This window comes from Paenibacillus sp. 481, from assembly GCF_021223605.1.
In the GTDB taxonomy this organism is placed as follows: Bacteria; Bacillota; Bacilli; order Paenibacillales; family Paenibacillaceae; genus Paenibacillus_B.
Window position 1 is genome coordinate 1,095,252 of the sequence record NZ_CP075175.1, and the last position, 17,664, is coordinate 1,112,915.

The 17,664-nt window shown below is 49.3% G+C and carries 15 protein-coding genes; 5 read left to right on the forward strand and 10 right to left on the reverse strand.

Translation table 11 applies throughout. The features are described 5' to 3' along the window. Nucleotides 1-13: 13 nt before the first annotated feature. The 10 genes from KIK04_RS04635 to KIK04_RS04680 form a co-directional block, all read right to left on the reverse strand. Entirely contained in the window at nucleotides 14-1,345 is a 1,332-nt protein-coding gene (locus KIK04_RS04635; RefSeq protein ID WP_232277144.1) for a uracil/xanthine transporter, read from the reverse strand. 173 nt (nucleotides 1,346-1,518) lie between these two features. Then, nucleotides 1,519-3,657 (reverse strand): cellulose biosynthesis cyclic di-GMP-binding regulatory protein BcsB, encoded by a 2,139-nt coding sequence (locus KIK04_RS04640; RefSeq protein ID WP_232277145.1) that lies wholly within the window; start codon nucleotides 3,655-3,657, stop codon nucleotides 1,519-1,521. A gap of 110 nt (nucleotides 3,658-3,767) precedes the next feature. Next, a complete protein-coding gene (locus KIK04_RS04645) occupies nucleotides 3,768-5,015 on the reverse strand; it encodes a glycosyltransferase family 2 protein (protein ID WP_232278594.1) in 1,248 nt (415 codons plus the stop codon). Continuing rightward, complete coding sequence (locus KIK04_RS04650; RefSeq protein WP_232277146.1) at nucleotides 5,015-6,847, reverse strand: polysaccharide deacetylase family protein; 1,833 nt, start codon at nucleotides 6,845-6,847, stop codon at nucleotides 5,015-5,017. The genes KIK04_RS04645 and KIK04_RS04650 overlap by 1 nt, the downstream gene beginning before the upstream one ends. Beyond that, nucleotides 6,837-7,721 carry a GGDEF domain-containing protein gene (locus KIK04_RS04655; protein ID WP_232277147.1) on the reverse strand — a complete coding sequence of 295 codons (885 nt, stop codon included), beginning with the start codon at nucleotides 7,719-7,721 and terminating at the stop codon, nucleotides 6,837-6,839. Before KIK04_RS04655 ends, KIK04_RS04650 begins: the two co-directional genes overlap by 11 nt. 400 nt (nucleotides 7,722-8,121) lie before the next feature. Then, nucleotides 8,122-9,273 (reverse strand): Gfo/Idh/MocA family protein, encoded by a 1,152-nt coding sequence (locus tag KIK04_RS04660; protein ID WP_232277148.1) that lies wholly within the window; start codon nucleotides 9,271-9,273, stop codon nucleotides 8,122-8,124. 20 nt (nucleotides 9,274-9,293) lie between these two features. Next, nucleotides 9,294-10,016 carry a ThuA domain-containing protein gene (locus KIK04_RS04665; protein ID WP_232277149.1) on the reverse strand — a complete coding sequence of 241 codons (723 nt, stop codon included), beginning with the start codon at nucleotides 10,014-10,016 and terminating at the stop codon, nucleotides 9,294-9,296. 61 nt (nucleotides 10,017-10,077) lie between these two features. Next, nucleotides 10,078-11,046, reverse strand: coding sequence for a sugar phosphate isomerase/epimerase family protein (locus tag KIK04_RS04670; RefSeq protein ID WP_232277150.1), 969 nt, complete (start codon nucleotides 11,044-11,046; stop codon nucleotides 10,078-10,080). Between the two features lie 33 nt (nucleotides 11,047-11,079). After that, a complete protein-coding gene (locus tag KIK04_RS04675) occupies nucleotides 11,080-12,162 on the reverse strand; it encodes a Gfo/Idh/MocA family protein (protein WP_232277151.1) in 1,083 nt (360 codons plus the stop codon). Between the two features lie 131 nt (nucleotides 12,163-12,293). Continuing rightward, nucleotides 12,294-13,049, reverse strand: coding sequence for a sugar phosphate isomerase/epimerase family protein (locus KIK04_RS04680; RefSeq protein ID WP_232277152.1), 756 nt, complete (start codon nucleotides 13,047-13,049; stop codon nucleotides 12,294-12,296). Nucleotides 13,050-13,259: 210 nt separating this feature from the next. Between KIK04_RS04680 and KIK04_RS04685 the strand changes: the two genes are divergently transcribed. The 5 genes from KIK04_RS04685 to KIK04_RS04705 all read left to right on the forward strand — a co-directional run bounded on the left by KIK04_RS04685 (nucleotide 13,260) and on the right by KIK04_RS04705 (nucleotide 17,661). Beyond that, on the forward strand, nucleotides 13,260-14,174 hold the full coding sequence (locus KIK04_RS04685) for a helix-turn-helix transcriptional regulator (protein ID WP_232277153.1): 915 nt from the start codon (nucleotides 13,260-13,262) through the stop codon (nucleotides 14,172-14,174). A 235-nt stretch (nucleotides 14,175-14,409) separates the two neighbouring features. Beyond that, nucleotides 14,410-15,267 (forward strand): MurR/RpiR family transcriptional regulator, encoded by an 858-nt coding sequence (locus tag KIK04_RS04690; protein WP_232277154.1) that lies wholly within the window; start codon nucleotides 14,410-14,412, stop codon nucleotides 15,265-15,267. A 5-nt stretch (nucleotides 15,268-15,272) separates the two neighbouring features. Continuing rightward, complete coding sequence (gene nagB, locus KIK04_RS04695) at nucleotides 15,273-16,001, forward strand: glucosamine-6-phosphate deaminase (RefSeq protein ID WP_232277155.1); 729 nt, start codon at nucleotides 15,273-15,275, stop codon at nucleotides 15,999-16,001. Then, the gene (gene nagA / locus KIK04_RS04700) at nucleotides 15,994-17,178 is read left to right on the forward strand and encodes an N-acetylglucosamine-6-phosphate deacetylase (RefSeq protein ID WP_232278595.1); all 1,185 of its coding nucleotides are present in this window, start codon (nucleotides 15,994-15,996) and stop codon (nucleotides 17,176-17,178) included. The genes nagB and nagA overlap by 8 nt, the downstream gene beginning before the upstream one ends. A 192-nt stretch (nucleotides 17,179-17,370) precedes the next feature. Beyond that, on the forward strand, nucleotides 17,371-17,661 hold the full coding sequence (locus KIK04_RS04705) for a DUF2651 family protein (RefSeq protein ID WP_232277156.1): 291 nt from the start codon (nucleotides 17,371-17,373) through the stop codon (nucleotides 17,659-17,661). Nucleotides 17,662-17,664: the final 3 nt, after the last annotated feature.

Sequence of the window (17,664 nt, forward strand, 5' to 3'; positions counted from 1 at the left end):
GCTTCTTTTACTTCTATTTATTTGGCATGTTCGAGCCTGCTGCACGATCTAAACTTTCAATTCGATCCCAATTAACGACCTGCTCCAAAATGAGGGTTAGCATAATCCCCATCAGCAAGCCGTTCGATAACAACGGACGGACAAGTGCGGGAAACTGCCCCCACACTTCGTTCGGCAGCGTCATCCAAGCTAAACCTACGAACATAGGCAGCGCGATGCGATAAATCGAGCGGGAGTTAAAGGTAATGCCCTCGATATTGCGCAAGGCCGAACCGAACATACTTAAGTAGGCGACAAATAAGACCGCATTGCCAATCGTGAGCGGCATCGTCGAAAACCATTGTGCCGCTTGCGGAAACAGGCCAAGCAGCATCAAGGCACCTGCTCCCCACATAAATGGGCGCCTCGCTATAATGCGTGTGGATTGCAAAAAGCCAATCGTTGAAGAATATGTCGCATAAGGCACCAGACTGAACAACGCACTCACGATATACATCACGCCTGTAACGATGAAAGAGCTATTATACTGGCGTGTTGTTGATTCTTTTTCGTAAATGACTGCGACTGCTTTCAAAGTAACAATCGTATTGGACATGCAAATAAGCCCCGTTATATAAGTCATTACAATAATGCCCGCTTGCAAGTTCTCTACTGTCGGATTCCCCCATACGAGAAGGTTCCAAGCAAAGCTAGATGCGGTCTGTACAGGTGGCTGCGCAGGGAATAAACATGCATAAATGAGCCAACCTACAGCGATCCCGATCAGAATAGAGAAATTGCGAAAAAAACCACGACCGCGAATATTTAACCACATGGTCAGTGCAACAATGACTAACGATAAGCTTGCAAGAGCTGGATCGATGACCTCACTCGTCGTTAACCCAAGCATCCCTTTGGCAAAAATAAAGACAAGCTGCGCACCTAGCAAGGTGGTCACCACAAACATAACGTACGGGTTGAACAAACGTTGGAGCACATACCCGTAACCAAGTATGCCGAGTACAATGACCGTTATGCCCGACAGCGTAATCCCAACAGCTAGCGAAGCCCCCAGCTCAGGTAAAGTCATCCCCATGGACGGCGCAGATGCGCATAGGCTAATAATAACGCCCCACCATAAGCCAGCCTGTCCTTCCATAATGGCAAGCCGATGTCCAAGCCAGCCCTGCAGCAAGCAAGCTGCTCCTGTAAGGACAAAGGCTCGCTGCATCATATGAGCCACTTCAACTGGCGACAGCTGAAACGCTTGTCCGATACTAAGCGGGATAACGAGTGTGTTGGTGAACATAAAAAAAAGCCACTGCATAGCCGCTAGGCCTGTGTGTGATGCTTCTCTATTTGGCATGTGTGCATGCCTCCCCCCAAGATGTAACCATATCATGCCCTTCTCATCATAACACATGGCCGTTTCAACATAACATCCCCTCTAGCATAGACAGCGGCTCCACATCTGACACACGGTTCAGACTTGGCTGGCAGTCATTAACTAGAGGGGATGCTTGTAAAAAGTAGCCTTCCTTATTTGTCGTGCTTCTGCTTCCGATTGCGCCAGAGTAGTACCCCAACCGCAACTAATATCACAGCAAATACGCATATCCAGACAAATCGCATCCACACCGGCTGCGTTTGCGGCTGCAACAAGTTCGCTGCGTCGCTAGGCGGTTGCTGCGCTTGCTCAGCAGCCGCAAAGTTGTGCACACGATTGAGCCTGTCGATCACGATGGCTTGACCCTGCGTCTTCGCGTTCGGAGCGGCAGGCTCTGTCAGCCAGCGCGTAAGACGCTGGAGCGCGGCCTCTTGCGCGCCTGACATCACGAGCACATAGCGCTCATCGTTCAATGGAGACCGCGCTAATGCCGCCATAGCGCCCTTTTCGCGCGTGTCCGGCAGCAACGGAACAGCATTCGGGTCCCGTACTTGCAGCTCTGCTGGGCCAGGCCATATAGGCGCTTTGCTCCATAGCCGCTCCACAGATGCCAGCTGCGCACCTGTGCCGAGTGCCACAATATGCTTATCTTTGATGGCATCGTCTTTCGCTTTGCTTGCAGCGATGTACTGCCAATCATGTATGGCCGTTTGTGCATGCTTGCCGATCGAACCGCCCCAAGTAGCGAGCAGCGTAAGCGTGCGCTCGTTCAATGAGTCAGGCAGCAAGACAACGGTCGGCTGCCACAATCCGTTATTAACGAACGGATACGGTAAATAATCCAAAGCTACCGACTGATTAGGCCTTACCGGTAGCGTAAGGGACGATCCTTTATCGACAACAGCCCATTGTCCCGTCTGGACACGCTGTGTACAACCTTCTTTGGTCGAAATAAATTGGAACGTGACTTCCACATTGATGATGCGATTAGCTAACTGGCCGTTCGGAATCGGCACTTCCAACGTCGCGCCTTGACTCGTTTCCGCACTCAAATAACGGCTAGAAACCGGACTGCCATTTACTTTGACCATCATCAGAGACTGCGAGAACTTCAGCGCTTGCGAATGACGGTAGCGTAACTTCAACACCGCATCTGACGTGATGTTCAGCGCAGGTGGCACGGTAAAAGTAAATACCGCGCTTCCTGACTGCGGGCCTTCGACCGTCATATCGTTGTAGCCTAACTGCTCTAACGTCAATACGGCGCGTTTATCGTTACTTTTTTGTGCTGCTGCTTGTTCAGGCAATACCAGCGTCTTGATGTCCTGCTTCGTTCCCACAAACTGACGATGCACTTTGGCTTCCGTCAACGCAAGCGCAGCTTTTTTCAACTCATCGTCAGTGCCCTGCACGGTTAGTACAACCTTATTGTCATCCCAAGGCGACGTGTATAACCGGATAGCTCCACCAGCTCCACTAGTTCTACCAACTTCAGTTTGCGCATAGAACTGCTTCCCATTTATTTTCCAGCCTTTATTTGAACCAATCATAATCACGTTGATCCCTTGTAAACGCTCATCCGTTAGCTCAGACGCTGTCGCCGCATTAAATGCCAGCTTGCCACCTGGCTGCTGCTTGCCAAAAAACGCTGCCAGTTCAACAAGCGTTTTCAGTTCGGTTTCACTTGGCTTGTCAGGCAGAACAAACAGCGTCTTCCACGGTTTAAGGGTGCCTTTTTCAAAAAAAGGACTCGGATACCAAGACAGATCTGTCGGCCCTTCCCGCTTCGTCCAATCAAGAACAAGTACACTTTCCTTATGTAGCACGGCCCAGTTTCCTACATTCGTCTCATCCACACACCAATCATCGGTTGACGATAACTGGGTGACGATAGACAATTTGTGAAAACCAGACTTTACAGCAGCACCTGCAAAATCGATGCGCCACGTCGTCCGATTTGCATTAGACGGATCTAAGCGCCGCGTTTCTAAAGGTACGTCATCGAGCATGACGGTCATCGTAGAGCGACGCGATAGCAGCGTCGAGGAATGGCTCACTTGCAGCTCCGCATAAGAACGCGGGGACACGCCTCGATTCGAGTTCACGTCAAAATAATAGTCTTGGCGATGTGTTAGTCCGCGAATGACGACATCTTGCGGAAACAGGGTGAACGGTTCTGTTCCCCTCACTTGACTTGGCAGCGTTGGTGACTCCTCAGCGTGCGCCAGCGGAACGTGGAAGCTGCTGAACATGATGACTAGGACAAGCCCTAGTCCAATCCATCGTTTCATTCCGTGCCTTCCTCTCGGCAAATGATTTTAGAGTGGGACAAAGACGGCGAACAGCCAAACGTGTAACGGTGAAAGTTACTCAGCTCACTCAGCTCACTCATTCAACCATTTCACTCAAACCGTTCTGTTTTGTCCCACTTCACTTCTTGTTTTTTCACAGCGGCAACTGCTGAAATCCACAATGAGCGAATGACGAGCGGCAGCCATAATTGGGAGTAGGATACGTACATAATGGCGACTACACCGATATTTTTCAGTGTGAGCTCTGTTTTTTCAATCGCCAGTGTGATCCATATTTCCACGATAAACAGCATATAGGCGAGTAGCCATATGAGTAAAAAAGGGCCTGGCAGCGTCATTTTAATAACGCCCAGCACATTGAGGATAAGCAGTACATGCGACAAAATAATACCGCCTAAAAATAAGAAGTACGTAAACAAAAAGTACACCAAATCAAACACGATCCGCCGACGCTTCATCGTAAATAGACGAGGTACGTATTTGAAAATGACGTACTGATTGCCGCGCGCCCAGCGTGTGCGCTGCTTGAACCATACTTTCCACGTCTCAGGCTCCTGCTCCCACGTAATCGCAAGCGGGTAGAAACGTATATCGTAGCCTTCTTCATACAGTCGAATACTTAACTCCGTATCTTCCGCCAGTGCGTTATCGTCCCAGCCACCGACTTGCTCAATGACCGAACGGCGAATGAGGAAATTCGTACCCGGGATCGTACTCAACTTAAACCAATGCCAGCGACCTGCTTGAGCCATCCACTGGAAGCTGATCGTCTCGATGTTAATAAAGCGTGTCAAAAGATTTTTGCGCGCATTGACGACGCGGAACTTGCCTACGACTGCTCCTACTTTATCGTCCTCCAACATGCCATGTACTAAATGCTTAATCGCGGCGCGCTCAGGCGTGTTGTCCGCATCATACACCGCGATGAACTCGCCTGTAGAGCGCCGAAAGCCTTGATTCAATGCGCCCGATTTGCCTTTACCACCTTCAGGCTTCTTCGTGTGGACGGGAATGACGAACGGGTATTGGGCAGCAAATTGATCCACAATTTCGCCTGTTCGATCACTCGATAAATCGTTGATGACGATCACTTCGAGCTTGTCCTTCGGATAATCGAGCGCGACCATTGCACGCAGCGTGTTCCCGATGACGATAGCCTCATTGTGCGCAGGAATTAAAATGGAAACCTTGGGCCACTCTCGATCCGGCCAAGGCTCCCTCTTTCGCTGCTCCACCCAGTTGGAATATAGATAGCCTCCCCATGCTAAAAACATGTGATACAACAGCATGGCCCAAATCGAGAGCAAGGCAGCTAAAAATAGCAAATTGCCTACCATCACATCGTCGACTCCCGTTCACCGAATAATCGTTCCGCGCGCTTGCGTCGCAACTTGAGGACGAAGATGAAAAACATCGTGACGAAGCCGAACACGATGACTGCAATGCCCCACGTTAACGTATGGGTGAATTGCTCTAGCCACGTATTCATACTGCCGTTGTTCGCCGATGCATTTTTCCCAGTTGTTCCTGTTGTTCCTGTCCCAGAGCCGTTTGCATTGGAGCTGCTGCTGTTGCCATCATGATCGCCATTGCCCTCGGCACCTGCATCCGAATGGCCTACTCCTGCTAGTCGGTGTAATTTGGCTTCATCCGTCACGTTAACATGTACCCCGCCCTGACCATCCGAGCGAATGGTCACAAAGTCCGAGCGCACTTCATGTACGTCCGCTTTTAAGTCGATCAAGCGGATCGGTTGTTGTTCGATCCGGTCTAACAGTTCCTGCAAACGCTCAAGTGGCAAGAACGGGTGGAAAGATACACCCGCGAAGCCGTCACGCACGAGCTGCAATTGGTTGAAGTTCGCTACGATAGCGCCCACCTCTCCCTCGGGCGTATCCGCCACATACCCGAGCGTTTCCGGCAGGACGCGCAAGCCGTAGCGCGTACGTTGTAGTTCATACGGTACATCGTGCATCGCTGAATACGTGTAGTCCGTTAATTGCAGCGGTGCAGCTAATGTTGAAAAGTAACGTGCGCTGAGCGAATAGCCATGCTGCGACATCGAATATTGCGGCGGCTCGAATGCAAGCGGAGGCACACCATTTGCCGTCATCGCCGCAATGCCTCGCTCAAGCTTGTCAATCGTGTATGGCTCATCATTAGCAATCGGTGCATCTCGTTCCACATCCCAAAATTCAGAGCCATTGCCCGTATGACCAAAATGATGCGTGTAGCCATGCATCACTAGCGAGCCACCGCGCTCAACCATATAGCGCAGCGCCGCAACAAGTTGCGGCTTGTCTTGAAGTTCGACCTGCGCTTGCGTCTTAGGGTCCACATAGGACGGAATAACCGCCACTAGAAACGGAAGGTCGCGGCTGGCCATTTCATCGGCAATTTGGCGCAACGCCGTCGGGTCGACAAGCGGATGCACATCTTCAATCCGGATAAAGCCTTCATGTTGTTCAGTATGCGGCTGGCCTAAAAAATCGTGCAGCACATCAGCGACGATCCGACCGACAGCACCGTAAAGCTGCTGTGATGCAACTTGCCACACGTTGCCGTCGCGAACAACGAGCGGGTACGTCGTAATGCCGTCTGAAGCTTGGGCATATACTTGCGTGCTAGCGGCCACGTTAAGCTTGCCGATAGGCGAAGCTGGTTCCTGAACCGATTTCCCACGATACGAGTAGTTCAGCCCCCATACGGTATCGTTGAAATTTCCTGCGCCAATCCATAGTACAGGCACATTTGCACGCTCTAGTCGTTTTTTTAAGGCTTGTCGCATCTCAGCATCGCCATTATCCAACACGATCACATAATCGGCAGCCTCCATATCGGCGTCAACGCCAACCTGCTGGCGAACTTGCGTTTCCGACCACGACTTTACCGTTGAATTGACGTTAAAGTGTCCGAGCAAATTGTCAATGAGTGCGGCGCGCACGGCCTCGTCATCTGACCAATGTACAACGTGAACCACAGGCTTATTCGTAGCTTCGCGTGCATTTTCATTTTCATTTTCTACGCTGCTTGGCGCTTGCACTTGCACTTCTGGCAGCGCAGAAAGCGTTGGCACCGTCGGTACCGTAGACACACCTATTAGGCAGCTCACCAACGCCACAACGCTAACTTTACGTAAACGACGACTCCATTCATGTTTAACCCACATGCTGCATCAGCCCCTGTCTAGCCTTGTCGTAAAGCAAGGCAAATTCAGCACCATCTTCTGGACAGCCAGCGTAGCCATAGCGGATGCGCAGTGAAATTTCTTTCGTTCCTTTAGCCGTTTGCATCGTGCCCTGTTTGAGCTGCGGCCCAAGTCTATCAAGCACGTACGACACGTGTTCCAGCGGCGTTTCTGGCAATATAATACCGAATACACCGTCGTTCAAATATGCTTTTTTATCAACATCGCGCAATACTTGATCCATCGTTGCAGCCGTTCGCTGCATAAACTGGCCGACAGCTTCGCCGCCATATTCTTGCAATAATTCTTTATAGTAAGCCACTTCGATCAAGACGAGCGTCACCGAATGTCCATAGCGTACAGAGCGAGAAATTTCGGTTTCGGCCTCCTCTACAAATTGACGGTAATTAGATAACCCCGTCACGGTGTCAATCGTCGTGTGTAAATCGTGATCGGCAATAAGGCGTTCATAATTAGCGGTAAACTGCTGAACAACCCGTCCTAAAAAGCCCGCAACGAGAGCACCTGCTGGAAATGCGACGATCCAATACAGATCGTTAAACGATACCTCCCGCAGCGACCCGATTACGTAAACGTGATATAGCAAATACGATCCGTATCCGAATGCAGCAAACATCGCACCGATTAAGGCCGGATTTAAACCGCGAATAAAACCAAGCAGGGCAATAAAAGACCAGAGCATAAACCATACATAGTTGCTCGGGTAAATTGGCAACGTAAACACCAAATATAAGGTCATTACGACAAACATAACAAACTGAACTAGCAGCATCACGTATAATGTTTCTATTTGAAACGTACGGTCGTTTGCTGACGAGGCTTGCTTCATCTTCATGATATTCTCCTTCCTTCAATGCTCTATTCCATCATATATCGTAGTGAAGGTTGCCTAATCCGTGAATGAGTGGTTAATAAAAATACGCGCTTAGCATGTGTACTTTAAGTGTTTACTCGCGCATTCATTCAAGCATTCACTTAAGCATTCACTTGAGTATTCACTTCCGTATTTACTTTCGTATATACTCAATATCAACTTAAACATCATATGCGATTACACAATTTTTTTCTACACGATTCGACATGATTTACATAGGGAATTAGCGGTATTGTTCGTTCGTCATTTTTACCCATCTCTTCTATAACGTTTACAACCTGCGCCGAAATATCCGTTACAAACAAAAAAACGCACCACAGCATTGAACACGCTCGTGTTCAATCCGTGGTGCGAATACTATTTACAATCTAATTTCACGGCCTTCTGCCGCCGAACGGTACATCGCATCCAAAATTTGAATCATATCTACGCCCTGATCTGGCGTAAATATCGGTTCAGCTTTGCCAAGTACGACGTCAACAAAATGATTAACATTTTGCGTATGGCCCCAGTTATCTTCAAAGCCTTGCGGCGCCAAATTCATTTGCGTCCCAGCCATTTCTGTGAATAGACGCAAATCATCGTTGCGCAAGCTGAAGCCTGATTGCGTGCCACGCAGCTCGACGAACAGCTCATCCTGCTCGATATTGGATGCCCAGCTGAACTCGACTTGCAACGTAGCACCGTTATCGAACCGGATAAAGCCTGTCGCTAAATCTTCAACGTCATACGTATTGCCTTCGACAACACGCGTCTCATCCTTCATCGCGTGCTGTCCGAAGTGGCTGTACGTCGCCCCCGACACCGCAATCGGTTTAGGATTGCCCATGAACCACATCGCCAAGTCGATCATATGGACACCCAGATCGATGAGTGGGCCACCGCCGGACAATTCCTTCGTCGTAAACCAGCCACCCTTACCTGGAATACCCCGTCTGCGAATCCAACCGCAGCGACCTGTGTACAGCTCACCCATACGACCCTCATCAATAAATTGCTTAATGAATTGTGGACGCGGGCGGAAACGATTGTTGCGCATAACCATCAGCACTTTGCCGGAACGTTCTGCTGCTTCGCGCATGCGCAGCGCATCTTCAACCAGAATCGCGTCTGGTTTCTCGCAGAACACATGGAACCCTTTTTCAAGTGCCGCAATCGACACCGGTGCGTGCAAGTAGTTCGGCGAACAAATATCGACGATGTCTAGTTGTTCGTTGTCGAACATTTCTTGCCAGTCCTCATACACGCGCACGCGGCCGATTTGATCAGCAACTTCACACGCGGACGGCTTATGTGGGTCGCATACCGCCACGATCTCGACATGCGGATTGTCCAAAAACGCTGGCATATGCGCGCCGCGGAAAATACCACCTGTCGACACAACCCCCACTCTTAAGCGTGGCTGCTCGTTTTGTTGCTGCTTATCGCCCCGCGTATCGTTCTGGTTATCGTTCTGCTGTTCGTGCTGCTTAGCTTTGTGCTGCTCGCTCATCTTCATCCACTCTTTCGTCACCAAAGTCTGTTCGTTCTGACTTAGTTCAATGGCTCCAACGGTTGCGCGTTGCCATAAGCAGGGTACGCACGTGTCGATGGCTTCGCCCACTCAACAGCGTTGCGAAGAACGCGACGAATTTGCTCGTTGTAATAAGTCGGATACGTTTCATGACCTGGACGGAAGTAGAACACTTTACCCATGCCACGTGTGTAAGTGCAGCCGCTGCGGAACACTTCGCCACCCGTAAACCAGCTCACAAATACAAGTTCGTCTGGCTGTGGAATATCAAAATGCTCGCCGTACATTTCCTCTTGCTCAAGCTCAATGTACTCGCCGATTCCTTCGGCAATCGGGTGACCTGGGGACACAACCCACAGACGCTCTTTGTCGTTCGCTTCGCGCCATTTCAAATCGCAGCCTGTACCCATCAGCTTCTTGAAAATTTTAGAGAAGTGACCGGAATGCAATACGATAAGTCCCATGCCTTGCAACACGCGGTTATATACGCGCTCTACGATTTCATCGGATACATCACCGTGTGCCATATGACCCCACCACAGCAATACGTCTGTGCTGTTGAGAACATCTTCTGTCAAGCCGTGCTCAGGCATATCTAACGTTGCGTAGCGCACGTTAAATGCAGGCTGCAAGCCTTCACCGATCGCGCCGTGAATGCCGTTCGGATACACTTGCGCGACCTTTTCATTCGTTTGTTCGTGACGATATTCGTTCCACACCGTTACATTTAATTGTTGTGTCATAGCTGGTTCTCTCCCTCTATCTGTTGGTTGTATGCTCACGTGTTACGCTATTTATTTAAAATTAAGCCCACCACATCTCGCCCAGCGGCTCTTTCATTAACAACGGTTGCAAAAATTGAACAGCTTTCGTAAATCCTTCGTCGATAGACATCAGACCATCCTCATGCTCGATGCTCACAACATAGTCATAGCCAACTAGGCGCAGTGCGCTAATGATGTCTGCCCATGTCTTCGCATCATGGCCGTAACCGACCGTACGGAATTGCCATGCGCGGTCAAGCATTTTGGCATAAGATTGCATGTCTGTAATCCCGTGCATATTGACGTTAATCGGGTCGATCGTCGTATCTTTGGCATGGAAATGATGAATCGCATTTGCTTTACCGAGAATACGGATCGCCTGTACAGGGTCAATGCCCTGCCACCACATATGGCTTGGGTCCAAGTTCGCTCCAATCACGTCACCCACTGCTTCGCGCAGGCGCAACAATGTAGCTGGAGAATGGACAGAGAAGCCGCCGTGCAGCTCAAGGCCAATTTTGACATTACGCTCAGCCGCGTACTTGCCAACTTCTTTCCAATACGGAATTACTTTCTCATTCCATTGCCAGTCCAGCACTTCTTGGAAATCATGCGGCCACGGCGCAACCGGCCAGTTCGGGTACTTCGCGCCCTCGTGGTCGCCTGGGCAACCAGAGAAGCCGTTAACGATTGGCACACCAAGCTTCGCTGCCAAGTCAATCGTTGCCATAAAGTCGTCGTGATACGACTTCGCAATCGGCTCCTGTGGATGTAGCGGATTACCGTGGCAACTTAGCGCACTAATCGTCAAGCCGCGTGATGAGATAGCTTCCTTAAAAGCTACAAGCTTCGCTTCGTCAGCAAGTAGTTCTTGTGGGTTGCAATGATTGTTTCCCGGATAGCCACCCGTTCCGATTTCAACCGCCTCTACGCCTTTAGCCGCGATTGTGTCCAACGCTTCTTCGAATGGCAGTTGACCGTACAGCACCATAAATACGCCGAGCTTCATTTAAAACGACCTCCCAGTAATTGAAAATAAACATTATTCAAAGTAAATCGCTTTACCCGTCCGTGCAGACTCGTAAACAGCCTCCAAAATTTCAGACACGACACACGCTTGCTCTGGTGTTACGACAGGGTCTTTATCTTGCTCAATCGCGTCGATCCAAAGCTTCATTTCCAAATCTGGCGCATTTTCCGCTTCACCGTCATAGAACGCCACGCCGCCCGCATTGAACTCAATTTTTTGCTCGTACAAGCGACTATATTTTTCACCGTTAATCGTCAATCCGTTCCACATGTCTGCGCCGCCTTCTGTACCGCTTAGCGTGCACATCGCTTCGCCCACTTGCGTCGTATTAAGCGCCCAGCTGGATTCGAGCATAATGGTCGCGCCATTTTTCATCACGATCATGCCGAATGCTGAATCTTCCACTTTAAATTTAGCTGGGTCCCACGGGCCCCAAGCGTTTGCCGCATTTTCACGCTGTCCAAGCTTATGGTAAGACGTTCCAAGCACAACATGTGGCTCGTAGTTGTCCATCATCCACATCGTCAAGTCGAGCGCGTGAGTCCCGATATCGATAAGCGGGCCGCCACCTTGCTTCTCTTCATCCAAGAACACGCCCCAAGTCGGGACCGCACGGCGACGAATCGCATGTGCCTTCGCCATATATACTTCGCCCAATGTGCCATCTTCGCACACTTGCTTCAAGTACTGGCTGTCTGAACGGAAACGGTTGTTGTAGCCGACCGTCAACTTTTTGCCCGTACGCTTTGCTGCTTCAACCATCAGACGCGCATCTGCCGCTGTCTTCGCCATTGGCTTCTCACACATGACGTGCTTGTCGCCCTCAAGTGCTGCAATCGTAATTTCCGCGTGCGAATCGTTCGGTGTACATACGTGTATGATGTCGATTGTCGCGTCTTTGAGCACTTCTTTGTAGTTGGTGTACACTTTCGCGTCAGCCGAACCGAACTTTGCCTTTGCCTCTTCTGCTTTCTGAAGCTCGATATCGCAAAATGCGACCATTTCAACGTTAGCCAACTTTTTCAAGCTTGGCATATGCTTGCCGTTAGCAATTCCTCCGCAGCCGATAATTGCAACTTTATATGTTTTACTCATCAATGATTGCCTCCTAAAATGGACATATATTAAGGTAAGAAAAATGTGAAATGTCGGTTTAACTCAGACTTGCTTAAATGGTTGGCTCAGGAATGGCTAGCTCTGATTAGGTCAGGTTAGGTTAGGTCAAGTTAGGTCAAGTTAGCCTTCACCCACGCGATATTGGCAGCAACGCTCTCCAACGGATCGCGCTGACATTGATCCTGCTCTACGATCAGCCACTCTACGCCCATTTGACGTGCGGCTTGCGCAATGCTGACTAGCTTCAGTTCACCTAAACCCAGTTCAACCGTTAACGGCTCTCCATCTGGAATGCGCTGCAAATCTTTAAAATGTAGCAGCGGCATTCGGTTCTGATAGCGGCTCATCACTTCGATCGGCTCCAGCCCCGCGTATTGCACCCAACAAACGTCCAGTTCAACTGCAAGTGCAGTTGACGGCACCATCGTGAGCAGACGGTCATACACCGTCAACCCCTCTAATGTCGTCGTAAATTCAAACCCGTGGTTGTGATAGACGAGCTGCAAGTCATGCTGTGCCAACTGTTCGGCAGCTGTTGTTAATTGCTCTGCTGTATGTTCTAGTGCCGACAACGTGTTGTAGCGCTCTTCCGCCAACCACGGGCAAATCAAATACCGATTTCCAATCGCCAAACTCATTTCAATGTGCTCATTCAAATTGTCATTCAACTGCTCGATCGCAACGTGACTGCCTGCTGCGGTTAACTGCAATCGGTTTAGCAACGCGTGCATTTCGTCAGGCGTCAAACCGCCATATCCTGCAAACTCCACGCCCGCATAGCCGAGCGCAGCCACCTTCTCTAACGTTCCAGCAAAATCTTGTTGCATCACTTCACGAATCGTGTACAATTGCAAGCCAATTTGCATATGATCACCTCTATAAAAAATGAAAATGCGATTGCTGAAAATGTTGATTTAGCTCGTTTTATAACAGAATGAAAAGGTTTTCATTCGTATGTGTTCATTGTGCCACATCATGCACGACATGTGAATGAAGGATATGGCCCTAACATGAACAATCTTGCTATTTACGATATAATAGTGGGAAATGAACAGCAGAGAAGAGGAGCGGAACGAATGGAAGAGCAACATACAGGTGTAATGCAAAAAAAGAACGGAGTGAGCGGCAATCAAGCACACATGTCGAGGGAATTGGCAAATGATTTTTCAGGTCACTCCGGACACGCTAGACATCACAAGCCGATGAGCTTAGTCATTCCAGAGCTGCAACAATTTTTAATTCGGATTCAACTCGAAGGAAGTGCACATGTATGGATGAATGGGCAGTACGAAGCGTTTAAACCAGGAGACTTATTACTGCTCCCTCCGGGCACTTACTATGATTTGAAAATTGGCTATATGTATGTGCAGCCCGACAAACTGGAGCCGCTCCCTAAAGTTCACAGCCTCGATTACTACATGATTATTGAGGGGCCTTGGCTTGATCGTTGGTGGCAGGAGCGCACTCGCCCCTTTAAGGCATCGCTATCTATCGATGATCGACTTCTCGCCTTGTGGCGGGAAATTATGCAAGAGGAGCGGCTTATGAACAGCCCGTATATGCACGACATATTGACCCATTTGCGGATCGCCTTCTTTCATATGCTAGACCGTACTTTGGAGCAGCGGTTCGAGCATCCTGCTGGATCTGAACAGCGGAATGTGCAAATCGCACAGCGGATGAAGCAGTATATGGAGCAATACGCGACGGAACCGTTTACGCTAGACGATGTAGCCGCTGCGGTTGAATTAAGCGTGTCACGCGCCTCACACATTTTTAAGGAAGTGTTTCAACAATCCGTGATGGATTATGCCATTCAAGTTCGGCTGACGATGGCGTGCGAGCGAATTTTGCACGGCTATATGCCGTTAGAGCAAATTGCCGAAATGTGCGGCTTTCAAAGCTATTCCTATTTTCATCGCACCTTCAAAAAACGGCTCGGCCTTTCACCGCGTCAGTTTAGAGAACAGCGACAATTGCGCGGTACGTAAGGTCGAGTGTATAGGATAGTTGGCAGTACTGGAAAGGTAAGCAATTCATTGCGCTACTTGGAAAAAAATAGCCTCTAAAAATACAGAGAATCAACGTAGATCCACTTGTATATGGAACTATTATTGATTATGATGGTATTAAAATAATTTTCATGAATAAGCACTAAATGATTAAAATAATTTTCATGAGCACCTTACATGGCAAGCTCACCATTCGGATAAGAGGATGATGCACGTGTCCAACATTTTACATGCGATACGACAACAACTAGACGCCTTACATCAGCAAGAACGTAAGCTGGCCGATTACATTTTACAGTTTCCGGGCAATGTAGTGACAATGGGCATTACCGATTTGGCCGAGCAGTCTGGTGCCTCAGCAGCGACAGTGACGCGCTTTTGCAAATCACTTCATTTGCGCGGCTTTCCAGATTTCAAGACAAAGCTAGCTGCCGACTTGGCGCAGCAGACGACCCCCATGTCCTACCAGGACATTATTGCGGGCAACCCCCTTTCCGACATCGTAACCGCGATCGAAGCGAATCATTTGCGTTCGATTGCCGACACGACGCGGCTGCTAGACTTTGCCGCATTAGAACAAGCCATCCGAGCGCTCAATCAAGCTCGGCAGATCGACCTGTACGGCATGGCCACCTCAGGGATCGTGGCACTTGATTTTTACCAGAAGCTGATTCGGATCGGCAAACGGGCTACCGCCTTCTCTGATCCGCATATGCAAGTAACTTCGGCAGCGAATCTAGCGACCGATGATGTCGCCTTTGCTTTTTCGTATTCGGGTGAAACGCCAGAAACGATCGATGCCTTGCAATGCGCGAAAGAACGCGGAGCGATTACGATTTCGCTGACGAAAATAGGATCGAACCGACTAGCTGCGGTAGCTGACATTAATTTATTTGCTTCCTCTTTGGAAGAAGGTATGCGCCGGGGAGATATGGCATCTCGTATCGCCCAACTGCATGTGATAGATGTGTTATTTGCGGGTATGGTCAGCGAGCAATTTGACGAGCATATTCCGAAACTTGAGCAATCGTATCGTATGGTACGCAAGTACCGTAAAGATAAAGGGAGGTAAATCATATGAACATTATGACTTTTCAAACGAACGAAGAATTGAACCAGATCGCGGCAAGCATTGTCGCAAGCCTCGTGCAAACGAAGCCGAATGCGGTGCTCGGTCTAGCAACAGGTAGTACGCCAATCGGACTTTACCAAGAGCTTATCCGCCTCAACCAAAAAGGGTATGTGAGCTTCAAAAATGTAAAGTCGTACAACTTAGACGAGTACGTTGGCCTACCAGCCGACCATTCCGAAACATACCGCACGTTTATGAACACGCAATTATTCGATCATATTGATATTGATAAAAATAACACGTACGTGCCAAATGGCAACGCGCCTGATCTTGATGCAGAATGCCAGTACTATGATGAAATGTTGGCTGCTGCTTCCTTGGATATGCAGTTGCTCGGCATTGGCCACAACGGTCATATCGCATTTAACGAGCCTGACGATCAATTGCACAGCGGAACACACGTTGTACAATTAAAAGAAGAAACACGTCAAGCTAACGCACGCTTCTTTAGCTCAATCGATGAAGTACCTTCGCAAGCGATCACGATGGGTGTAGGTTCCATTTTGAAAGCGAAAATGATTATGCTTATCGTGCGCGGCGCTGAAAAAGCAGACATCGTGAAACGTGCATTGCAAGGTCCTATCACGACGGAGGTACCAGCTTCGCTCTTGCAAACGCACCCGAACGTAGTCGTCTTGCTCGATAAGGAGGCTGCGAAACATCTTGATGCCTAATCAGAATCAGACGTTTACGATTTCTAACGCGCGTGTCGTTACTCCTAACGGCACTTTAGAAAATGGAATCGTGCGCGTTGTCGACGGACGTATCGCTTTTATCGGCACTTGGTCACAAGTTGCAGATAGTGACCGTATGGCATGGCATGATGCAGCCATCGACGCACAAGGCGGCTGGCTGTTACCAGGCTTTATCGACCTGCACGTGCACGGCGGCTACGGCGCAGACTTTATGGATGCGTCTAGCGAGGCATACGACACGATTACGAAATTCCATATGGAGCAAGGTACGACAGCGATGCTCGCAACTTCAATGACGCAATCGCATGAAGCACTGGATCGCGTGATGGTCGCGGTTGATGCTTATCAGCAAGCGGGTATGAAGTTTGCACAGCTGGCAGGCGTTCATTTGGAAGGACCCTTTGTAAACCCTATATTTAAAGGGGCGCAAAATCCTGAATATATGATCGACCCCCAAATTAGCTGGTTAGAAGATTGGCATGCTCGCTTCTCTGGCTTAATGAAGCAGCTGACACTCGCTCCAGAACGTGATGGCGCACTTGAAGCGATTCGCTGGCTGCGCGCTCGTGGCATTAACGCTGCGGCTGGTCATACAGCTGCGACGTTTGACGAAATGACACTTGCCGCAAATGCAGGCATGAATCAAGCCGTGCATACGTTCAACGCGATGACAGGCTTGCATCACCGTGATCCAGGTACGGCTGGCGCGACGATGACCGATGATCGCATCGTGGCGGAAGTCATTGCTGACGGCATTCACGTGCATCCGGCTTGTGTGAAGTTGCTAACACGTGCGAAGGCACCTGGCAAGCTTGTCCTTATTACGGATGCAATGTCCGCAGCAGGCTTGGGGAACGGCGAGTACGATCTTGGCGGCCTAGCGGTCACCGTTCGTGACGGCGTGTGCCGTCTGACCGAAGGCGGAGCGCTCGCGGGTAGCACACTGACGATGATCGAAGCCGTCAAAAATGTGATCGCGTTCACGGGTTTGTCCGTACCGGAGGTATCTGTACTGGCTAGCTTGAATCCAGCGCAGCACATCGGTATTGCTGACAAGACAGGCAGCATCGAAGTTGGCAAGCAGGCCGACCTCGTCTGGACAGATGCAGACTTGAACGTGCAACGCGTGTGGGTGCAAGGCAACAGCCATATGTAAGCAACGCTACTAAGCCCCTTCATGTTATATACTTCTCCCTTAGAAACGGCTATGGTGTAGGACAAACCTACCACTGTCGTTTTTAAGGGATTTTTTATGTGAAATTAATCCTATTTATTCCTATATCTGATACAATAAAAACAAAAAGTAACTGCCCTATAACTTTTAATTTGTAACATACACATAAACCATATGAATAAAATGGAGGTGGAACCTATTATTTATCATTTTATGAATCCTAATCCGTTCGTCCTAGTCATAATCTTATGCCCTTTTGTTTCTGTGGTGTTTGGCTTTATTCTGGCCTTGCTGCGTACGAAGGCTTGGATCGCCCCAGCCATTTCATTTTTACTTCCTCTTATTTATGTGACGACAGATTGGAAAGCGTTTTCTGCAAATATCGACGCGTGGATGTTCTGGGGAATTATTTATGCTTTGATTGCGTATATCGCAGGACATTTGGTTTCAAAAAATCAGCATTGAAGA

What these genes read in the sequence shown, in the direction of transcription:
- KIK04_RS04680 (WP_232277152.1), bottom strand. Translation starts at nt 13,049, where the DNA reads ATGCAAATTGGCTTGCAATTGTACACGATTCGTGAAGTGATGCAACAA.
- KIK04_RS04685 (WP_232277153.1), top strand. Translation starts at nt 13,260, where the DNA reads ATGGAAGAGCAACATACAGGTGTAATGCAAAAAAAGAACGGAGTGAGC.
- KIK04_RS04670 (WP_232277150.1), bottom strand. Translation starts at nt 11,046, where the DNA reads ATGAAGCTCGGCGTATTTATGGTGCTGTACGGTCAACTGCCATTCGAA.
- KIK04_RS04640 (WP_232277145.1), bottom strand. Translation starts at nt 3,657, where the DNA reads ATGAAACGATGGATTGGACTAGGGCTTGTCCTAGTCATCATGTTCAGC.
- KIK04_RS04655 (WP_232277147.1), bottom strand. Translation starts at nt 7,721, where the DNA reads ATGAAGATGAAGCAAGCCTCGTCAGCAAACGACCGTACGTTTCAAATA.
- KIK04_RS04650 (WP_232277146.1), bottom strand. Translation starts at nt 6,847, where the DNA reads ATGTGGGTTAAACATGAATGGAGTCGTCGTTTACGTAAAGTTAGCGTT.
- KIK04_RS04635 (WP_232277144.1), bottom strand. Translation starts at nt 1,345, where the DNA reads ATGCCAAATAGAGAAGCATCACACACAGGCCTAGCGGCTATGCAGTGG.
- nagA (WP_232278595.1), top strand. Translation starts at nt 15,994, where the DNA reads ATGCCTAATCAGAATCAGACGTTTACGATTTCTAACGCGCGTGTCGTT.
- KIK04_RS04645 (WP_232278594.1), bottom strand. Translation starts at nt 5,015, where the DNA reads ATGGTAGGCAATTTGCTATTTTTAGCTGCCTTGCTCTCGATTTGGGCC.
- KIK04_RS04665 (WP_232277149.1), bottom strand. Translation starts at nt 10,016, where the DNA reads ATGACACAACAATTAAATGTAACGGTGTGGAACGAATATCGTCACGAA.
- nagB (WP_232277155.1), top strand. Translation starts at nt 15,273, where the DNA reads ATGAACATTATGACTTTTCAAACGAACGAAGAATTGAACCAGATCGCG.
- KIK04_RS04705 (WP_232277156.1), top strand. Translation starts at nt 17,371, where the DNA reads ATGAATAAAATGGAGGTGGAACCTATTATTTATCATTTTATGAATCCT.
- KIK04_RS04675 (WP_232277151.1), bottom strand. Translation starts at nt 12,162, where the DNA reads ATGAGTAAAACATATAAAGTTGCAATTATCGGCTGCGGAGGAATTGCT.